Source organism: Streptomyces sp. NPDC020681 (assembly GCF_044334895.1).
Taxonomy (GTDB): Bacteria; Actinomycetota; Actinomycetes; order Streptomycetales; family Streptomycetaceae; genus Streptomyces.
This window is the reverse complement of record NZ_JBIRTX010000033.1, coordinates 1-4,001: the sequence shown is the minus strand read 5'-3', so window position 1 is coordinate 4,001 and position 4,001 is coordinate 1. Positions and strand designations below refer to the sequence as shown.

Here is a 4,001-nt window from a genome sequence, read left to right as displayed (position 1 = left end):
CCCCACCATTTTGGCCCTCATACCCCCGCTTACCCCAATATTGTGCGCGGGGCGGGTTGGCCCCCAGTTTGTTCATGCTGGTGGGGCCGGGGGGGGGGGCCGCGGGGCACCACCGGTTCGTACCCATTCCATCGCGCCACTGTCGCCTCTGGGGGACACATGGATCCGCACGGCCCGATAGCAAGGCGTTTCCCGCTCGTCGCCCGATTCCGGCCCGCCTGCCTGCCGTTGCCAGCCCGTGTGCGGGCCCTGGTCGAACTGGCCGACAGAGCGGGGAAACAGGGCAAGCAGGGGTTGGCCTCTGCCGTCTACAACCAGGCGGCGCTTCTCGCCTCCGATCTCGGCCTTCCCGACCTCGCCCGATCAATGTGCCATCGGCACGCCGCGGCCTACCTGCACGCGTGCCCCCTGCCCGCCATGAGTGCCATTCGTGGGCTGGAACCTCTGGTCAACCTGGCCCGCTTGCAGATCCGTGCCGGCCGCACCGACGACGGCCGCCAGCGACTGCTGGACCTGTTCGCAGCCGTTGGCGCGGGCGAAGCGGCTGTGTTCGAGGGCATCACCGTCCCGGCCGACCTCATTCGCACAGCCGAGGACCGACGGGACGTGCACGCGTGGCTGTGGCGCGTTCTCCTGGCTGACGGCGCGCGCACCCTCACCACCACAGGACGCTGGCGTGAGGCCCTGGCCCATATCGAGCAGCACCGGGGCGTGGGCACACGCATGCTCGACGGGCGTCAAGTCGCCGTAGTCGCGTCCCTCACCGTGGGCGACACTGCCCGCGCCGAGGAACTGATCACTGGTACGGCTCCTGGTGATCCATGGGAGCAACGTGTCACCGCCAGCCTTACCGCGCTGTGCCGCTGCGAGGCAGGACAGCACGACGATGACTGCCTAGCCGACCTGGTGAACACCTACCTGAGCCATGAAGCGAAACCGGGGCTGACCGTCTTCGACATCGGCCTCGGACTTACTGCCCTCGATGCGGTCGCGTCCTCCCAGCACGCCGGATCCCGTAGCCTCGTGGAGGATCTGGTACGCCGCGCCACGGAAGCAGGCGACGGCTACGCGGCCCACGAGGTCCTGGCGCACCCTCTGTTCATCGCACTCGCCACGGACCGTCAGATACAAGATTGCGAGGACTTGGTGCGGGCCTGTGGTCTCGAAGCGGGGGCTCTCCAGGACGAGCTGTATCGTGCGCTCTCAGCCGCTGTCGACTCCAGCGAAGTGGTGATCACTCGCTCGCTGACCGCAGCGACGACCACGGGCAGTCCGAGTCGGTGAGGACAGCCCGAGGAATCCGGCGCATCAGCGGGTGCATCTACGACCACCACCGGCGCCGCCTTCCTGCCGGGCTGCTGCAACGGTCTGGAGGAGCGGCGCGACTGGTTTGAGGTCGTGGACGGCGACGGCCGGGCTTACTTCGGCCACGACCCATCGCCGCTTGCCGAACGCCGCGACGAAACAGTCCGATTGGCCGTCGACGCCGATCAGGACGACAGCTCGGTGATCGAGCTGCCCGTCGCCGAAGTGCGCCGCCTGCTCGCCGACCGGGAGCGCGACCTGGTCGACTTCCTCGAGGCGGCTGCCGCTTGGGCCGCACGACATCTGCCCGACCACGCCAGATCGGTCACCGCCGCGGCCGCCCGTGCCCTGGACGTGCCAGCACCGGTCATCCCATCGCAGCGTAAGGCGACTGTCCTGATCGAAGACGCAATTGCACTCCTCGCTTCTTCGGGCCTCCCCAGACGCTTCACCGTCCAACCCTCTGGAATGTCGAAGGGACTGTGCACAGCCGTAGCGTGTGCTGAAAAGACTGTGCAGCCGTGAAGTGGTGAGAGCGTTCCTGTCTTCATATCGTCGGTCCTCATGCGGGGTCTCGTCTCAAGCCCAGAAGCCTCTGGATGCGTCGATACGCTAAACGTCGGCGATGTCTGCATCGTGTGTTCGGAGCCGAGGGGTGGTGCTCCGAGGCGGGGGATGGGCGCCCATCATTGGGATTCCTCGATCTCGTTCCGTGATGCCGCCTATTGGTCCACTCACCAGGTGGGTGATCAGCTCAAAGTCCTGGGCGATTCTCCTCCGTTGCCGGCCCAGGACTGCTTCCTGAGGAACGGGGGTGCGCGAGGGCGGGAGTGCTTGGCGCAGGAAGGACTCCAGGCTGGAGGCCTGATGGCCGCGGCTGCTCCGCCATGCCGCCTCCAGGCCGGGTATCAAATGCCTTCTATCGGCAGGGCGTTGCTGCCACTCCTGCGGGTTGGCCCTTATTGCCTCATTCCGGGTTGCGTTGGAGCAGAGAAGTGATGCGGGACGGCGGAGGCGTCCGCCGCGGCGAAATGGCTGTGGATCACTTCACCCGGATTGCCAACGCCCTGTTTCGTGATACGAGGATCAGTTTCAAAGCGAAGGGCATCTTCGGTCTCATCTCGACGCACCGCGACGGCTGGCGAGTGTCGATCGGTGAGCTGACGCGTTCGGGCCGAGACGGCCGGGATGCGGTGAGTGCCGGATTGCGAGAGCTGGAGCAGTTCGGCTATCTCAGACGGGAACGGGTGCGTCAGGGGGATGGGACTCTCGGTGAAACCGCCTACGTCATAACGGACGTGCCGACCTGCGCGAGCGGCCGGACGGAACAGGAGGCGCCTGCAGCAGACTCTCCAGACCCCAGGGAGCGACCAGGACCGGGAAAACCGGGATTGGGTAATCCAGGGAAGGCTGACCGAGAGGGAAAGAACACCAGACCGCAGAAGCACATCGACCAGAATGTTCAGGAAGTCCTTCCGTCCTTCCGTGACGAGGGCGAACACTCAAATCCGGAGGATGCGCGGCAGGAGCCGCGGCCATCGCCGCCCGCGAGCGCAGGGGAGGGCACATGCGTCACCCCGGGGGTGGACCTCCTCCTGGCGATCGGTGCACGCCGGCCCGAACTGCTGCTGACCGGCCAGGCACTCCACGACCAGGGACAGGTTATCGACGAGCTACTGGAGGCCGGGTGGGCGGCCGCTCACCTGGAGCAGGTCATTGCCTCGCGTCCGCTGCCGCAGCCGGTTCGGAGGTCGGTCGGTGCGATCATTGCTGCGCGCCTCAAGGCCGTACGCCACCTCACCCCGCCCCAGGACCTGGCTGCCACCACCACCCGGACCCCCGAGCGCAGCGATGCACGGCGGACGCACCCCGACCGATCCGTGCCCGAAGCCGTTGGCTTCCGGGCGCTGGTTGAGTGCTCGGGCTGCGGCAGCCCTGGCACCGCACCCGGCTCGGAACTGTGCCCGGCCTGTCTCGACTGGCCGCCGTGCAGGGGATGTACCGGTCCGACACCTCGTCGCGCTCATCCTGCCGGCGACGGCCTGTGCAGCCTGTGCACGGCGAAACACACCCGAAATGCTCCTCACCCGCACGGCTCTTCCCTGACGCACGTTGGCAGTCCGACACGATCCGGGGCAACTGCCATCCCGCCGTAGCGATCTGCGATCCGCGCAAAGACCAGCATGGTCAACTCGCAGAGCTGCCCGCTGCGGACGGCCGCTGCCCTATCGCAGACTGTTCGCGTAGAGGCATCCGCGCCGAGAGGCTCCGCACGAACCTCCCGGCCTGCCCTCAAGATCTGCGCGGCGCCGTTCCTGGGCGGCTATCTGCGACTGTGCATGTCCGAAAGGCGGCGCGCCCCAGAGTGTGCACCAGTGCACTACTCATGGATCGGGCAACCTCCCTACCGTGGTGGCTCACCTGTCTCCCGGAGCCCTTATGTCTCTGGCCAACTCCCGGCCCGCGCAGCCCAGGAACGTGAGCAACGCGGGTCCTTGTCGGACTGAGACTCCGCTAGGGGTGGTTGGCTCTGCGCACCGCATACTCATCGGCCTGGTCGTCACGGGTGCGGTGATCATCGCCGCGATCGGTTTCGCGGGCTCGTACGCCGCCGTGCGCGAGCTCGCCGCGGACAAGGGCTTCGGCAACTTCGCCGTCGTCTTCCCGATCGGAATCGACGCGGGCATCTGTGTGCT

General features: G+C 67.0%; 4 protein-coding genes. All 4 read left to right on the top strand.

Annotation, left to right across the window (positions count from 1 at the left end; all coding sequences use genetic code 11):
* The first annotated feature begins 159 nt into the window (after window positions 1–159).
* Window positions 160–1,284 (top strand): hypothetical protein, encoded by a 1,125-nt coding sequence (locus ACH4YL_RS38120; protein ID WP_398512122.1) that lies wholly within the window; start codon window positions 160–162, stop codon window positions 1,282–1,284.
* Window positions 1,285–1,398: 114 nt separating this feature from the next.
* Window positions 1,399–1,830 carry a hypothetical protein gene (locus ACH4YL_RS38115; protein ID WP_398512121.1) on the top strand — a complete coding sequence of 144 codons (432 nt, stop codon included), beginning with the start codon at window positions 1,399–1,401 and terminating at the stop codon, window positions 1,828–1,830.
* A gap of 470 nt (window positions 1,831–2,300) precedes the next feature.
* Entirely contained in the window at window positions 2,301–3,461 is a 1,161-nt protein-coding gene (locus ACH4YL_RS38110) for a hypothetical protein (protein ID WP_398512120.1), read from the top strand.
* A gap of 364 nt (window positions 3,462–3,825) precedes the next feature.
* Window positions 3,826–4,001 (top strand): DUF2637 domain-containing protein (locus tag ACH4YL_RS38105; RefSeq protein WP_398512161.1); only part of this gene is annotated, 176 nt, incomplete at its 3' end.

What these genes read in the sequence shown, in the direction of transcription:
- ACH4YL_RS38120 (WP_398512122.1), top strand. Translation starts at nt 160, where the DNA reads ATGGATCCGCACGGCCCGATAGCAAGGCGTTTCCCGCTCGTCGCCCGA.